The following is a 14,294-nucleotide window of genomic DNA, read 5'->3' as shown; positions in this document are numbered from 1 at the left end:
ATGCCGTCAAGGACTCTGGAAACCTGGCCCCACGGCGCGATCATGCTGGATGCGGAACATACCCGCTTCGCCTTGTGGGCGCCTGATGCACATGAAGTAAAGGTTGAATTGCAAGATGGGCGTTCCCTGCCCATGCAGCCCCAGGCCGAGGGCTGGCATGTGCTGCAGGCCCGCTGCCCGGCCGGCAGCCACTATCGGTTCAAGATCGATGGCGAACTGGAGGTGCCTGACCCGGCCTCCCGCTTCCAGGCCGGCGATATCGGTTCGCCGAGCGTGGTGGTCGACCCCCGCGCCTACGAGTGGCAACACCCGCTCTGGCAGGGCCGGCCCTGGCACCAGGCGGTGATTTACGAGCTGCACGTGGGTGTGCTCGGTGGGTATCGCGCGGTGGCAGAACGGCTGCCTGAGTTGGCGCGGCTGGGCATCACCGCCATCGAACTGATGCCGCTGGCGCAGTTCCCGGGGAGCCGCAACTGGGGCTACGACGGGGTCCTGCCCTATGCGCCGCAAGCCTCCTATGGTTCGCCCGAGGACCTCAAGTTCTTGATCGACAGCGCCCACGGCCTGGGCCTGGCGGTGATCCTCGACGTGGTCTACAACCACTTCGGCCCCGACGGCAACTACCTGCACCATTACGCCAAACGCTTCTTTCGCGAAGACCAACACACCCCCTGGGGCGCGGCCATCGACTTCCGCCGCCGCGAGGTGCGCGACTTCTTTATCGACAATGCCCTGATGTGGCTGCTCGAATACCGCTTTGACGGCCTGCGCCTGGACGCGGTGCACGCCATCGACAACCCGGACTTCCTCCAGGAACTGGCGCGTCGCGTGCGCAGTGAAGTCGCCCCGGGACGGCAGGTGTGGCTCAACCTGGAAAACGAGTTCAACCAGGCCAGCCTCCTCGAACAGGGTTTCGACGCGCAGTGGAACGACGACGGGCACAACGCCCTGCACGTGCTGCTGACCGGTGAAACCGACGCCTATTACGCCGACTTTGCCGAACAACCCACGGCCAAGCTGGCGCGCTGCCTGAGCCAGGGGTTTGTCTACCAGGGCCACCGCACCCGCCACGGCAACGCTCGCGGCGAGCCCAGCGGCCATCTGCCACCCAGTGCCTTTGTGCTGTTTCTGCAAAACCACGATCAGGTCGGCAACCGCGCCTTTGGCGAACGCCTGAACCGCCTGGCGCCGCCCCAGGCCCTGGAGGCGGCCACGGTGTTGCTGCTGCTGTCGCCGATGATCCCGCTGTTGTTCATGGGCGACGAACACGCGGCGACCGAGCCATTCCTGTTTTTCACCAGCCACCACGGTGAATTGGCCGACGCCGTGCGTGAAGGCCGGCGCAATGAATTCGCCGACTTCAGCGTGTTCGCCGATCCGCAGCAACGGGAACGGATCCCCGACCCCAACGCGGCGTCCACCTTCCACGCTTCAAGGCCCGAGGCCAGCCCGGAACAGGGAGCGGCAACCCGCGCCCTGTACCAGCACCTGCTGGGCCTGCGCCACCAGTACATCATCCCGCGCCTGCCGGGGGCCCTGGCCCTGGGCGCGGAAGTCCTGGCCGAAGGCGCGGTCAGTGCCCGCTGGCGCTTGGGCGACGGCAGCCTGCTGCGCATCGATCTCAACCTCGGCGCCGACAGCGTGGCCCTGCCCCCGCTCGACGATGCCCGGCCACTGTTCCAATACCCGGACCAGGATCCGGCCTGCATGCACCCCGGCCGCCTCGGCGGCTACAGCGCGCGGGTCAGCCTGACCGCCGTCCCCCCTTCCGCACCCCTTGATGGAGAGCGTCCATGAGCGATGCGCACCTGGAAATACTGGCCAGCCGAGCTGGCCTGGCCGTCGATTGGATCGACGCCAACGGCCGTCCGCAGCGGGTCGAACCGCGCGTACTGCGCGCCGTCCTCAAAGGCCTCGGCCACCCCGCCGACACCGATGAGGAAATCGAACAAAGCCTGCTGCAACTGCAAGCGGTGCAACAGACCCGGCACCTGCCGCCGCTGTTGACCGCGGATGCCGGCCAGGGCCTGGACCTGGCGCACTATTTTGCGCCCCACAGTCCCTGTGAAATTCACCTCGAAGACGGTTCGATCCTCAACCTCAAACTCGACGCCGACGCCGTGTTGCCCGGGCTGGTGCCGGTGGGTTACCAGGCCGTGAGCATCGATGACCAGCACTTCACCCTGGCCGTGGCGCCCGAGCACTGCCACAGCGTGGCCGATGCGGTGGACCAGCCGACGCCCCGGGCTTGGGGCCTGAGTGTCCAGCTGTACTCGTTGCGCCGCACCGGAGATGGCGGTTTCGGCGATACCCAGACCCTGGAAGAGCTGGCGCGGGTCGCCGGCGAGCGCGGTGCCGATGCCCTGGCCATCAGCCCGCTGCACGCCATGTTCAGCAGCGACAGCAGCCGCTACAGCCCCTATTCACCCTCCAGCCGCCTGTTTCTCAACAGCCTGTATTGTGCGCCGGCGAGCATTCTCGGCGAGCACGCCTGGCAGAGCGCGATCGACGCCTGCGGTCTTAGCGAGACCCTGCACCAGCTGGAACAACAACCCCTGATCGACTGGCCCGTGGCAGCGCAAACCAAACAGACCCTGCTGCGCGAACTGTACCGGGGCTTTGGCAGCGGGCAGCACCCGTTGCACGAAGACTTTGCCAGTTTCCGCCACGCCAGCGGCGAAGCCCTGGAAAACCACTGCCGCTTCGAAGCCCTGCAAGCGGAGCGCAGCGCACGTGGCGAAAGCCTCGATTGGCGCCACTGGCCCGAGGCCTGGCGCAACCCGCGCAGCCCTGAACTGGCACGCTTTGCCGAAGAAAACGCCGGGGAAATCGGCTTCTATGCCTTCTGCCAATGGCTCATCGACCGTGGCCTGGCCCGCGCCCAGAGTGCGGCCCGCAGCAGCGGCATGGGCATCGGCCTGATCGCCGACCTGGCGGTGGGTGCCGACGGTGGCGGCAGCCAGGCCTGGAGTCGCCAGGACGAGTTGCTGGCAGAACTGACCGTGGGCGCGCCCCCCGACATTCTCAACCGCCAGGGCCAGGGCTGGGGCATCTCGGCGTTCTCCCCCGAAGGCCTGGTGCGCAACGGCTACCACGCCTTTATCGAAATGCTCCGGGCCAACTTCGCCCATGCCGGCGGCTTGCGCATCGACCATGTGATGGGCCTGCAACGGCTGTGGGTGATCCCCCTGGGCTCGCCGCCAAGCGACGGTGCGTACCTGTATTACCCGGTGGACAACCTGCTGCGCCTGTTGACCCTGGAATCCCATCGGCACCAGGCCATCGTCCTCGGCGAAGACCTGGGCACGGTGGCCGACGGCCTGCGGGAAAAACTCGCGGCGCGCTCGATTCTCGGCATGCGGGTACTGTTGTTCGAGCAGGACCACGGCTGCCATTTCAAACCCATCCTCGACTGGCCCGACAACGCCCTGGCCACCACCAGCACCCATGACCTGCCCACCCTCAATGGCTGGTGGCATGGCCGCGATATCGACTGGAACCTGCGCCTGGGCCTGGTGGATGAAAACGGCGCCACCCACTGGCGCGAGCATCGCCAGCACGAGCGCAACGGCCTGCGTCAGGCCCTGGACCAGGACCCGCAGAGTTTTCGCGAGCACGCCCACGAAGCCGATGAAGTGGTGGATGCCAGCGTACGTTTTCTGGGCCATACCCGCGCGCCCCTGGTGCTGTTGCCGCTGGAGGATGCCCTGGGTGTCGACGAGCAGCCCAACCTGCCCGGCACCACCGACAGCCACCCCAATTGGCGCCGGCGCCTGGCGCGTCCGGCCCGTGAGCTGTTGGACGACCCGGATGCCGCGCGGCGCCTGGAACTGCTGGCCTGCGCCCGGCAACAGGCTGTCGAGCGTGACCAATGAGCCCAGCGTTCGAACCCCTGCTGCGGGCCAGCCTGCGCCTGCAGTTTCATAAAGGCTTCACCCTGGACGACGCAGTGCCGCTGGTGCCCTATTTCGCCGAACTGGGCATCAGCCACGTCTATGCCTCGCCGCTGCTGTGCGCCCGGGCCGGCTCGATGCACGGCTATGACGTGGTCGATCCGACCCGGGTCAACCCCGAACTGGGCGGCGAAGCGGCTCTCAAGCGCCTGGTGGCCAGCCTGCGGCAACACGGCATGGGCCTGATTCTGGACATCGTGTCCAACCACATGGCCGTCGGCGGCGCCGATAACCCCTGGTGGCTGGACCTGCTGCAATGGGGGCGCCTGAGTCCCTACGGCGAGTTCTTCGATATTCAGTGGCACTCCCCAGACCCCTTGATGGAGGGGCAACTGCTGCTGCCGTTCCTGGGCAATGACTACGGCACGGTCCTGCAGGAAGGCAGCCTGGTGCTGCAACTGGACGCCGAGCAGGGTGAGTTCCACGCCCAGCACTACGATCATCGCTTCCCGATCTGCCCCAGCGACTACGGCGAACTGCTCAAACCCGACGCCCAGTTGAGCGCCCAGCAGGCCGAGGCGCTCAAGGCCCTGGCCGATCAATTCAGCACCCTGCGCTACCGGCCCGACGCCCATGCCCAGGCGCGCCCCTTGCAACAGGCGCTGCGCGAACTGCTGGCGGACCCGGCCATCCATCAGACCGTCGAGCGCACTCTGGCCCTGTACGACGCCCGTCAGACCGAAGGCTTTGCCGGCCTGCACGCGCTGCTGGAACAGCAAAGCTACCGCCTGGCCAGCTGGCGCACGGCGGCCGACGACATCAACTGGCGGCGCTTCTTCGACGTCAACGAATTGGGAGGCTTGCGGGTCGAGCGCCCCGCCGTGTTCGAAGCCACCCACGCCAAGATCTTCGAGCTGATCAGCCAGGGCCTGGTGGACGGCCTGCGCATCGACCATATCGATGGCCTGGCCGACCCGCGCGGCTACTGCCGCAAGCTGCGGCGCCGGGTCGATGCCCTGAGCCCGGGCCGGCACTTGCCGATCTACGTGGAGAAGATCCTTGGCGAAGGCGAAACCCTGCACCGCGACTGGAAGGTCGACGGCAGCACCGGTTACGAGTTCATGAACCAGGTCTCGCTGCTGCAACACGACCCTCGGGGCCAGGCGCCACTGGCCGAGCTCTGGAGCCGGCACAGCGAGCGCCCGGCAGCCTTTATCGACGAGGCACGGCTGGCGCGCCAGCAGATCCTCAACGGCTCACTGGCCGGTGACTTTGAAAGCGTGGCCCAGGCCCTGCTGCAAGTGGCGCGGCAGGATGTGATGAGCCGCGACCTGACCCTGGGCGCAATTCGCCGGGCGTTGCAGGAGCTGATCGTGCACTTCCCGGTGTACCGCACCTATATCAGTGCCTGCGGGCGCTCGACGCAGGACCAGGTTTTTTTCCAGCAGGCCCTGGACGGCGCCAAAAGCTCCCTGGGCGAAGCCGACTGGCCGGTACTCGACTACCTGGAACGCTGGCTCGGTGGCCAGGGTTGGCGCCAGCTGCCGCCCGGGCGCTCGCGCAAACTGCTCAAGCATGCCTGCGTGCGCTTCCAGCAATTGACCTCGCCGGCAGCGGCCAAGGCCGTGGAAGACACCGCGTTCTATCGCTCGGCGGTGCTGCTGTCGCGCAATGACGTGGGGTTCAGCACCGAACAGTTCAGCGCCCCCCCGGCCGACTTCCATCGCCAATGCGCAGAGCGCCTGCGGGACTTCCCCGACAACCTCCTGGCCACCGCCACCCACGACCACAAACGCGGTGAAGACAGCCGCGCCCGCCTGGCGGTGCTCAGCGAGCGCGCGCCGTGGTACGTCGAACAGGTCGAGCAGTGGCGCGGCCTGGCCCAGGCCCTGCGCCGCAACCCGGTGGCGCCCTCGGCCGGCGACGAGTTGATTCTGTACCAGGCCCTGCTCGGCAGTTGGCCGCTGGAGTTGCGCGCAGACGATCAGGCCGGGCTCGAACGCTACGCCGAGCGCCTGTGGCAATGGCAGGAAAAAGCCCTGCGCGAAGCCAAGCTGCAAAGCAGCTGGGCCGCCGCCAACGACGGTTACGAACAGGCCATGGGCGAGTTTCTGCGGGCGCTGCTGCTGGCGCCCGAAGGCCTGGCGCTGCGCACGGCGATCTGCCACGCGGCCCATGATATCGCCCCGGCCGGTGCCCTCAACAGCCTGGCTCAATCCTTGCTGCGCATGAGCGTACCGGGAGTGCCCGATCTGTATCAGGGTGATGAGTTCTGGGACTTCAGCCTGGTGGATCCGGATAACCGCCGGCCCGTGGATTTCAGTGCCCGGCAACAGGCGCTGCAGGCCGCCGCCGAACCGGAACACCTGCTGCAGGAATGGCGCAACGGGCAGATCAAACAGGCATTGATCGCCCAGGTCCTGCAACGTCGTGCGCAGTACCCGGAGCTGTTTCGCCGGGGTCATTACCAGCCGCTGCAGGTCAGCGGCGAGCATGCCGACCAGGTGCTGGCCTTTGCCCGGGAACTGCACGAGCAATGGGCGGTGATCCTGGTGCCAAGGCTGGCCGCCACGCTGCTGGATAGCAGCGCAACACCCAGAATCCACGCGCTGGATTGGGGCGATACGAAGGTGCATCTACCGTTCGCCGCTCCACAACAAAACCTGAAGGGACTTTTTTCAACGGGTGCAGTCACACACCACAAGGACCTGCTAATCAGTTCCGCACTGCGGGATTTCCCGGTCAACCTCTTCATCCAAACTTGAGTCAGTTTCAGGAGCATTGCGATGAGCACCGACGATAAACGCATTCGCGAGTTTGCCTATCAAATCTGGGAATCCGAAGGCCAGCCCGAGGGCCAGGAAGCCCGTCACTGGGAGATGGCACGCAAGCTGGCCGAAGCCGAGGCCCTGGCCCCGAGCAAGCCACCCAAGGCCAGCAAAGCCAAGCCGGCGGCCAAGCCCGCACAAAAGCCTGCCGCCAAACCCAAGGCCAAGCCGGCAGCTGCCAGCACAGTGGTGGTCCCGCCCGGAGAAAAAGCCGAGGCACCGAAGAAGCCCCGCGCCCCCCGCAAACCACCGGCCAGCTGACGTCCGGTTCCGGCGCCCGGATCCGAGTCCGGGCCCGGCCTTTTTTTAATGCCTTGAACGCGTGGCGTGCCTGAGCGCCACAGGGGAATCGCTTGCCCGGAAAAAACCCTCAGCCCGTTTTGTAACCCCTTTGCAGGAGCACCTATGAGCACGCCAAAAAAATCCGCCGCGCCCCAGCCAGAACCCGAAGCCTCGCGCATTCGCGAAGGCTTGCCCTTTCCGCTGGGTGCGACCTGGGATGGCCTGGGTGTCAACTTCGCGCTGTTTTCCGCGAACGCCACCAAGGTTGAACTGTGCTTGTTCGATGCCACCGGTGAAGTCGAACTCGAACGCATCGAGCTGCCGGAATACACCGACGAGATCTACCACGGCTACCTGCCCGACGCCCATCCGGGGCTGATCTACGGCTACCGGGTCTACGGCCCCTACGACCCGGCCAACGGCCACCGCTTCAACCACAACAAGCTGCTGATCGACCCCTACGCCAAGCAACTGGTGGGCGAGTTGAAGTGGTCCGAAGCGCTGTTCGGCTACACCATCGGCCACCCTGACGCCGACCTCAGCTTCGATGAACGGGACAGCGCGCCCTTCGTGCCCAAGAGCAAGGTCATCGACCCGGCTCACACCTGGGGCAACGACCAGCGGGTCAGCGTGCCCTGGGACAAGACCATCATCTACGAGACCCACGTGCGCGGCTTCACCATGCGCCACCCTGCCGTCCCCGAGAATGTGCGTGGCACCTTCGCCGGGTTGATGGTGGATGACGTCCTGGAGCACATCCGCAAGCTCGGGGTGTCGTCGGTGGAGTTGCTGCCGATCCACGCCTTCGTCAATGACCAGCACCTGCTGCACAAGGGCATGACCAACTACTGGGGCTACAACAGCATCGCCTTCTTCGCCCCCGACCCGCGCTACCTGGCCAGCGGCAAGATCGCCGAGTTCAAGGAGATGGTCGCGCACCTGCACGAGGCCAACCTGGAAGTGATCCTGGACGTGGTCTACAACCACACCGCCGAGGGCAACGAACAAGGCCCGACCCTGTCCATGCGCGGCATCGACAACGCCTCCTACTATCGCCTGATGCCCGACGACAAGCGCTTCTACATCAACGATTCCGGGACCGGCAACACCCTGGACCTGAGCCACCCCTGCGTATTGCAGATGGTCACCGACTCGCTGCGCTACTGGGCCACGGAAATGCACGTCGATGGCTTCCGCTTCGACCTGGCAACCATCCTCGGCCGCTACCACGATGGCTTCGACGAACGCCACAGCTTCCTCGTCGCCTGCCGCCAGGACCCAGTGCTGCGCCAGGTGAAAATGATCGCCGAGCCCTGGGACTGCGGGCCTGGCGGCTATCAGGTCGGCGGCTTCCCACCGGGCTGGGTCGAATGGAATGACAAGTTCCGCGACACCGTGCGCGCCTTCTGGAAAGGCGACGACGGCCAACTGGCAGACTTTGCCGGGCGCATGACCGCCTCCGGCGAAATGTTCAACCAGCGCGGGCGCCGGCCGTACGCCTCGGTCAACTTCATCACCGCTCACGACGGTTTCACCCTGCATGACCTGGTGTCCTACAACGACAAGCACAACGAGGCCAACGACGAAAACAACCAGGACGGCAGCAACAACAACCTGTCCTGGAACCACGGCGTCGAAGGCCCCAGTGACGACCCGGAAATCAATGCCCTGCGCCTGCGCCAGATGCGCAACTTCTTCGCCACCCTGCTGCTGGCCCAGGGCACGCCGATGCTGGTGGCCGGCGACGAGTTCGCCCGCACCCAGCACGGCAACAACAATGCCTACTGCCAGGACAGCGAAATCGGCTGGATCAACTGGGAGCTGGATGATGACGGCAAGTCGCTGCTCAAGTTCGTCAAGCGCCTGATCAAGCTGCGCATGGCCTACCCGATCCTGCGCCGCGGGCGATTCCTGGTGGGCGAATACAACGAAGACATCGGGGTCAAGGACGTGACCTGGCTGGCGCCGGACGGCAATGAAATGAGCACCGAGCAATGGCAGGACGCCAATGGCCGCTGTCTGGGCATGCTGCTCGACGGTCGCGCCCAGGAAACCGGGATCCTGCGTCCGGGGGCCGATGCCACGGTGCTACTGGTGGTCAATTCGCACCACGACATCGTCAACTTCAGGCTGCCGGAAGTGCCCCAGGGCGAGTTTTGGACGTGCATGATCGACACCAACCAGCCGGCGGTACGCGGCCAGGAACGCTTCCAGTTCGGCCACGAGTATTCGGTGACCGGCCGCTCGCTGCTGTTTTTCGAACTGCAACGCGAGGATGACGACTGATATGGACCTGGAGCGTTACCTGCAAGGCTTGCCTATAGGCGCCCCCAGCGCCGAGGACCATGGCCGCCAGTTGCGGCGGATGGTCGAACTCGGTCTGGACCGCCTGCCCCTGCCCGGCCAGGGCGCCACCCTGCGACGTTGGCGCCAGTTGGCGGCGGTCGGTGGCCACGACCTGGGGCTGTGCAAATTGTACGAAGGCCATACCGATGCCCTGGCCATCTTCGCCGAACTCGGCGCCAGCCCGCCGCCGGGCGCCACCCTCGGCACTTGGGCCGCCGAGCCGCCCCAGGCGCGGGTCGAGGTGCGGCGCCATGGCGACGGCTGGCGGCTCCAGGGCAGCAAGGCCTGGTGCTCCGGGGCGGCGGTCCTCAGCCATGGTCTGCTGACCGCCTGGGACGCGGATGGCCAACAGCAGTTGATGTGTGTCGAGCTCCAACAACCCGGGGTCACCCTGGACGCCGAGGGCTGGCACGCGGTGGGCATGGCCAGCAGCGCCAGCCTGGTGGTCAACCTGGACCAGGCCGAGGCGCAACAGGTCGGCGGCCCCGGCGACTACCTGCGGCGCCCCGGCTTCTGGCAGGGCGGCATCGGTATCGCCGCCTGCTGGCATGGCGCGGCGCGCGCCATCGCCCAACGCCTGCTTGAGCACTGCGCCACGCGCCAGGAACCCCATGCCCTGGCCCATCTCGGCGCCGTCGACAGCGCCTTGCAGGCCAGCGCCAGCGTCCTGCGGGAAAGCGCCCAGGCCATCGACCACGGGCCAAAAGCCGATGCCGCGCTGCTGGCACGTCGCGCCCGGGCAGTGACCGAGGCTAGCGTCGAGTGCGTGCTGCAGCACGTCGGCCGGGCCCTGGGCGCCGGCCCCTACTGCCAGGACCGGCGCTTCGCCCAATTGCTGGCCGACCTGCCGGTGTACCTGCGCCAAAGTCATGCCGAGCGTGACCTGGCCGCCTTGGGCGAACAGGTCGCCAACCAGCCAGAAGGAACATGGCAACTATGAAACCCAACCCTATCGTCGGCCACGGCACGCCGTTGCAGCAGTGGCAGAACTCCACGCACCTGGCGCAACTGGCATCGATCAGCTGCGACGAACTGGTGCCCCCGGGGCACCGTGCAGTGATCATCGCGCCGCACCCGGATGATGAAATCCTCGGTTGCGGCGGCCTGCTGCAACTCTTGGCCAACAGTGGTCGACCGCTGCTGCTGATTTCGGTCACCGACGGCAGCGCCAGCCACCCCGGTTCGGCGCGCTGGCCGGTGGAGCGGCTGAGCGCGGTACGCCCTCAGGAATCGGCCGAGGCCCTGCGCCGCCTGGACCTGCCCCTGCACCGCCTGCAATGGCTGCGAGGCGGTTTCAGCGACAGCCAGGTGGCCGCCGATGAGCCGCGCCTGACGGCGTTTATCCAGCGCTACCTGCGGCCCACCGACGTGCTGTTCAGCACCTGGCGCGAAGACGGCCACTGCGACCATGAAGCGGTGGGCCGTGCCAGTGCGGCAGCGGCGCGGGCGGTGGGCGCGGCGTTCCATGAACTGCCGGTGTGGACCTGGCACTGGGCCGGTCCCGAAGACCCGCAGATACCCTGGCAGCGTGCGCGCAAACTGCAGCTCGAGCCCTCGCTGGTGGCCCGCAAGCGCCACGCGATCCATGCCTTTGCCAGCCAGTTGGAAGGCGACCCGCAGATCGGCCTGCCACCGGTCCTGGCGCCCCATATCATCGAGCGCCTGCTGCAACCCTTTGAAGTGGTGTTCGTATGAGCGTCGGCAACCGCTACTTCGATGAGCTGTTCGCCCAGAGCGCCGATCCCTGGTCGTTTCGCGAACGCTGGTATGAACAGCGCAAGCGGGCCCTGACCCTGGCCTGTCTGCCGCGCCGACGCTACCGCAGTGTCTTCGAGCCGGGCTGCGCCAATGGCGAACTCAGCGCCGAACTGGCGACCCGCTGCGAGCGTCTGTTGTGCTGCGACACTGCGGCGGCGGCGGTGAGCCTGGCCGAACAGCGCCTGCAGCCCTTTGCCCATGCCCAGGTGTTCCAGGGGCGATTGCCCAGGGACTGGCCGGACCAGCGCTTCGACCTGATCGTGCTCAGCGAAATCGGCTACTACCTGGACGCCGCCGACCTCTCGCACTTGATCCGTCAGGCCCTGCGCTCCCTGACCCCGGACGGCCAGTTGCTGGCCTGCCACTGGCGCCCGCCCATCGCCGGCTGCCCACTGGATGCCGGCCAGGTTCACGACCAGTTGCACCGCCAGCTGCAACTGCCGCGCCTGCTGGAGCATCAGGAGGCCGACTTCATGCTCGACCTCTGGAGCCGCGAGGCGGATTCGGTGGCCACCCTGGAGGGCCTGCGATGATCGGCATCCTGATTCCGGCCCACAACGAAGAGCAGTACCTGGAGCACTGCCTGCAAGCCGCACTGCATGCCGGCAGCCACCCCAGCCTGGGCGGCGAAACGGTGCAGATCCTGGTGGTCCTCGACAGTTGCAGCGACAACTCGGCGCAGATCGTCGGCGAGCACCCGGTGCAGAGCCTGGCGCTCAGTGCCCGCAACGTCGGCCAGGCCCGGGCGGCGGGTGCCCATCGCCTGCTGGAACAGGGTGCGCGCTGGATTTCCTGCACCGACGCCGACAGCCGGGTCGCCCCCGACTGGCTGGTGGCGCAACTGGCCCTGGGTACCGACGCGGTGTGCGGCACCGTGACTGTCGACGTCTGGAGCCAGGGCTTCGACTCCCAGGCGCAGATCCGTTATCACCAGGCCTATCAGGCCCGTGACGATCATCGGCATATCCACGGCGCCAACCTGGGCATCAGTGCCGAGGCCTACCGCCGCGCCGGGGGCTTCGAACCCCTGGCCTGCGATGAAGACGTGCAACTGGTGCGCCAGCTGGAACGCTGCGGTGCCAGCATCGCCTGGAGCCATCGGCCGCAGGTCATCACCAGCGCCCGCCTCGACAGCCGCGCCCGTGGCGGTTTCGGCGATTACCTGAAAAGCCTGGTGGCGCCGGCCTGACCCCAGGCCGGTGGCGGTCGCCCGTCAGGCCGGCCTGCACACCGCGGATTTACCGACTATGGTGAAAACCGCATGCCGTGCCGGAGAAAAAAACCGCCACGGCGCTGCGTAGGCGCGAGCGGGCTGTGTATGATTGCCCCCGCGCAAATACGGCAATCCAAGGTCTGGAGCGCCGGTACTTCACGCCAAACTGTCGTCGACACATTGGCGTGCGTGCGAACCCAAGGCTGCCGGCCAGCGCCAGATGTGCTGCCGCAGACTGCCAGGAACAGGGATGTGACACCGATGAAATCCATACCCGTTATAGAAAACCACTGGCCGAACCAGATCTGGAACGGTACGCGGCAACTGGTCGACGTGCCGCCGATTCATCTCGCCAGCCTGGTGCCCGCCGGCGCCCGGGCCGTGGTCGTCGCCCCGCACCCGGGGGATGAAGTCATCGCCAGCGGCGGCCTGCTGCAAGTGCTGGCGCACCACGGGCACCCCTTGCAGTTGATTTCCGTCACCGATGGCAGCGCCAGCCACCCGGGCTCGGAACTGTGGTCGGAGCGCCGCCTGAGCGTGTTCCGCCCCCAGGAAAGCGCCGAGGCCCTGAGGCGCCTGGGCCTGCCCCTGCACAGCCTGAAGTGGATCCGCGGCGGCTTTACCGATAACGCCCTCGCCGCCCGCGAGCATCAGCTCAGCCAGTTCATCAGCCGCTACCTGCGCCACGACGACGTGGTGTTCAGCACCTGGTGCGAAGACGGCCCGCCCGATCACGAAGCCGTCGGCCGTGCCACCGCCAAGGCCGCAGCCCAGGTCGGGGCACGTCACTTTGAATTGCCGGTCGGGGTCTGGCACCGGGCCCTGCGCGATGAGTACCAGATCCCCTGGCCGCGCGCGCGCAAGCTGCGCCTGGACACCTGGACCGTGGCCCGCAAGCGGCATGCCGCCCACGCCTATGCCAGCCAGTTGCAGGGCGACCCGAAGATCGGCCTGGCTCCGGCACTGTCGGCGGTGCTGCTGGAGCGCCTGCGCCAGCCCTACGAGATCATCCTGATGTAGCCACGGGGCCAGGCAACCCATGAAAAACCTGAACTGACGGGCGCGCTATCAGTCGCATAAGTAACTGGCACTGATCAAAAGGAGTGAGCGTGAGCAGTCATCCCCCCGGGCGCCCCGTTGAGTCCGCCCCCCAGGACCAGGCCCCTGCGATCCACCGGTTGCGGATCCTGACGGTCAACACCCACAAAGGCTTCACCGCCTTCAACCGCCGCTTCATCCTGCCGGAACTGCGCGAGGCGGTACGCAGCACCGGTGCCGACCTGGTGTTTCTGCAAGAAGTGCTGGGCGAACATGACCGGCACGCGTCGCGCCATGAAAACTGGCCGCAGCAATCGCAGTACGAGTTTCTTGCCGACAGCATGTGGAGCGACTTCGCCTACGGACGCAATGCGGTCTACCCCGATGGCCACCACGGCAATGCGTTGCTGTCCAAGTACCCGATCCGGCAGTTTCGCAACCTCGATGTGTCGATCACCGGCCCCGAGCGCCGTGGCCTGCTGCACTGTGTGCTGGAGGTGCCGGGGCACGCCGAGGTGCATGCCATCTGCGTGCACCTGAGCCTGCTGGAGAGCCACAGGCAACTGCAACTGGCCCTGCTCTGCCAATTGCTCGAATCCCTGCCGGAAGATGCGCCGGTGATCATCGCCGGCGACTTCAACGACTGGCAGTTGCACGGCAACGCCACCCTGGCCAAACGCGCCGACCTGCACGAAGCCTTCGAACGCCACAACGGCCGCCCGGCCAAGACCTACCCGGCGCGCTTTCCCCTGCTGCGCCTGGACCGGGTCTACCTGCGCAACGCCAGCAGCCATGAACCGAAAATCCTCGGCAACCGACCCTGGACTCACCTCTCGGACCACCTGCCCCTGTCCGTCGAAATCCACCTCTGAACGCCATGACGGCCAGCGTATAGCCGCTGCGACCCTGTAGCCGCTGCCGAGCTCCGCGAGGCTG

Annotated in this window: 11 protein-coding genes; all 11 read left to right on the top strand. The window is 66.7% G+C overall.

Annotated elements, in window-relative coordinates:
- Nucleotides 1-1,797, top strand: coding sequence for a malto-oligosyltrehalose trehalohydrolase (gene treZ / locus JFU57_RS22335; RefSeq protein ID WP_201130803.1), 1,797 nt, complete (start codon nt 1-3; stop codon nt 1,795-1,797).
- On the top strand, nt 1,794-3,875 hold the full coding sequence (gene malQ, locus JFU57_RS22330; RefSeq protein ID WP_201130802.1) for a 4-alpha-glucanotransferase: 2,082 nt from the start codon (nt 1,794-1,796) through the stop codon (nt 3,873-3,875). Before treZ ends, malQ begins: the two co-directional genes overlap by 4 nt.
- Nucleotides 3,872-6,658 carry a malto-oligosyltrehalose synthase gene (locus JFU57_RS22325; protein ID WP_201130801.1) on the top strand — a complete coding sequence of 929 codons (2,787 nt, stop codon included), beginning with the start codon at nt 3,872-3,874 and terminating at the stop codon, nt 6,656-6,658. Before malQ ends, JFU57_RS22325 begins: the two co-directional genes overlap by 4 nt.
- Before the next feature lie 21 nt (nt 6,659-6,679).
- Nucleotides 6,680-6,982, top strand: a complete 303-nt coding sequence (locus JFU57_RS22320) for a DUF2934 domain-containing protein (protein WP_201130800.1) — start codon at nt 6,680-6,682, stop codon at nt 6,980-6,982.
- Between the two features lie 144 nt (nt 6,983-7,126).
- Nucleotides 7,127-9,289 (top strand): glycogen debranching protein GlgX, encoded by a 2,163-nt coding sequence (glgX, locus tag JFU57_RS22315; RefSeq protein WP_078472130.1) that lies wholly within the window; start codon nt 7,127-7,129, stop codon nt 9,287-9,289.
- Nucleotide 9,290: 1 nt separating this feature from the next.
- Nucleotides 9,291-10,289, top strand: coding sequence for an acyl-CoA dehydrogenase (locus JFU57_RS22310; protein ID WP_078472129.1), 999 nt, complete (start codon nt 9,291-9,293; stop codon nt 10,287-10,289).
- Nucleotides 10,286-11,044 carry a PIG-L deacetylase family protein gene (locus JFU57_RS22305; RefSeq protein ID WP_078472128.1) on the top strand — a complete coding sequence of 253 codons (759 nt, stop codon included), beginning with the start codon at nt 10,286-10,288 and terminating at the stop codon, nt 11,042-11,044. The genes JFU57_RS22310 and JFU57_RS22305 overlap by 4 nt, the downstream gene beginning before the upstream one ends.
- Nucleotides 11,041-11,640 carry an SAM-dependent methyltransferase gene (locus JFU57_RS22300; protein ID WP_201130799.1) on the top strand — a complete coding sequence of 200 codons (600 nt, stop codon included), beginning with the start codon at nt 11,041-11,043 and terminating at the stop codon, nt 11,638-11,640. Before JFU57_RS22305 ends, JFU57_RS22300 begins: the two co-directional genes overlap by 4 nt.
- Nucleotides 11,637-12,296: a glycosyltransferase gene (locus JFU57_RS22295; RefSeq protein WP_078472126.1), complete on the top strand. Its 660-nt coding sequence runs from the start codon at nt 11,637-11,639 to the stop codon at nt 12,294-12,296. Before JFU57_RS22300 ends, JFU57_RS22295 begins: the two co-directional genes overlap by 4 nt.
- Nucleotides 12,297-12,581: 285 nt before the next feature.
- The gene (locus tag JFU57_RS22290; protein ID WP_201130798.1) at nt 12,582-13,340 is read left to right on the top strand and encodes a PIG-L deacetylase family protein; all 759 of its coding nucleotides are present in this window, start codon (nt 12,582-12,584) and stop codon (nt 13,338-13,340) included.
- A gap of 89 nt (nt 13,341-13,429) precedes the next feature.
- Nucleotides 13,430-14,230: an endonuclease/exonuclease/phosphatase family protein gene (locus tag JFU57_RS22285; RefSeq protein ID WP_078472124.1), complete on the top strand. Its 801-nt coding sequence runs from the start codon at nt 13,430-13,432 to the stop codon at nt 14,228-14,230.
- Nucleotides 14,231-14,294 lie beyond the last annotated feature (64 nt).

The sequence above is a fragment of the Pseudomonas sp. TH07 genome, assembly GCF_016651285.1.
Taxonomy (GTDB): Bacteria; Pseudomonadota; Gammaproteobacteria; order Pseudomonadales; family Pseudomonadaceae; genus Aquipseudomonas.
This window is presented reverse-complemented; position numbering and strand designations above follow the sequence as displayed.